Origin of the sequence: Sulfitobacter sp. HI0129 (assembly GCF_001635395.1) — a bacterium.
Lineage (GTDB): Bacteria > Pseudomonadota > Alphaproteobacteria > Rhodobacterales > Rhodobacteraceae > Sulfitobacter.
The window spans coordinates 1-1,218 of the sequence record NZ_LWGH01001071.1; the positions used below are offsets into that span (position 1 = coordinate 1).

The 1,218-nt window shown below is 65.0% G+C and carries 2 protein-coding genes; both read left to right on the forward strand.

Annotated elements, in window-relative coordinates; translation table 11 throughout:
- Positions 1–679, forward strand: a 679-nt coding sequence (locus A3764_RS22645; protein ID WP_161487537.1) for a mechanosensitive ion channel family protein, incomplete at its 5' end; no start/stop codon positions are given.
- Positions 680–725: 46 nt separating this feature from the next.
- Positions 726–1,218 (forward strand): ATP-dependent zinc protease family protein (locus A3764_RS22650; protein ID WP_201722502.1); only part of this gene is annotated, 493 nt, incomplete at its 3' end.

Here is a 1,218-nt window from a genome sequence, read left to right on the forward strand (position 1 = left end):
GATTTCGGCAGCGCGCAAAGCAGTGATCGTCATCGCCGTGCTGGTCGGCACGGGCGTGGTGCTCGCCTCCATCAATACGCTCAACACCGTGGGCCTGTCGCTGCTGGCCTCTGCCGGGGCGCTGACGCTGATCCTGGGCTTTGCCGCGCGCGAGGTGCTGGGCAACATCCTCGCCTCCGTGCAGATCGCGCTGAACCGCTCCGCCCGGATCGGCGATCAGCTCATGTTCGAAGGCCACTTCTGCACGGTGGAGCGCATCCACTTCACCTACGTCCAGTTGATCATCTGGAACGGCAACCGGCTCATCGTGCCGGTCAGCCATTTCGTGGGCGATGCCTTTGAAAACTGGTCGCTGGAGGATCCCGCGATGGTGCGTCCCATCAAGCTGACCCTCGCCCAGACGGCGGATGTGGAGCAGCTGCGCCGCGCCTTCTTCGACCTGCTGGACAAAGAGGACCAGGACGACGTAAGTCCGCGCTCCTCCGCCAAGGTGCATGTCACCGGGCAGGACGTCTTCGGCGTGAAGGTCCGGGTCGAACTGCCCACGTCCAACCCCGCCACCGGCTGGGAAATCGAATGCCGCGTGCGCGAAGGCCTGCTGGCCGAAGCGGTGCGTATCGAACGCGAAAGCGGGACACGAATGCTGCCCCCCGCGCAGCAGGACCTGCCCGATAACTGACCTGTTTTTGAATTGCGGCGCCCCGACCCGCAGAGAAGGATTCCCCATGGAAGAACTGATATTTGGCTGGGAGGAATGGATCGCCCTGCCCGAGCTTGGCCTCCCCGCCCTGAAGGTAAAGGTGGACACGGGCGCGCGGACCTCCGCCCTGCATGCCCATGACATCGAAGTCTTCGGCCCCGCCTCGAAGCCCAAGGTGCGTTTCAACGTCTATCCCATCGCCGGGCGCGAGGATATCGCGATCACCTGTTCCGCGCCGATCCTCGACCGGCGCGAAGTGACCTCCTCCAACGGGGAAAGCGAGACACGCTTTGTCATCTCCACCCGAATGGCCGTGGCCGGGCAAAGCTGGCCCATCGAGGTCACGCTGACCAACCGCGCCACCATGAGCAGCCGGATGCTGCTGGGCCGGCAGGCCCTGCAGGACCACATTACGATTTCCGCCACCGAAAAGCGCCTGCAGCCGGACCTCAGCTACGATGTCTACCACACCGCCACGGTCAGCCACGCCGCCCCCCAGCGCGCCCTGCGCATCGCCG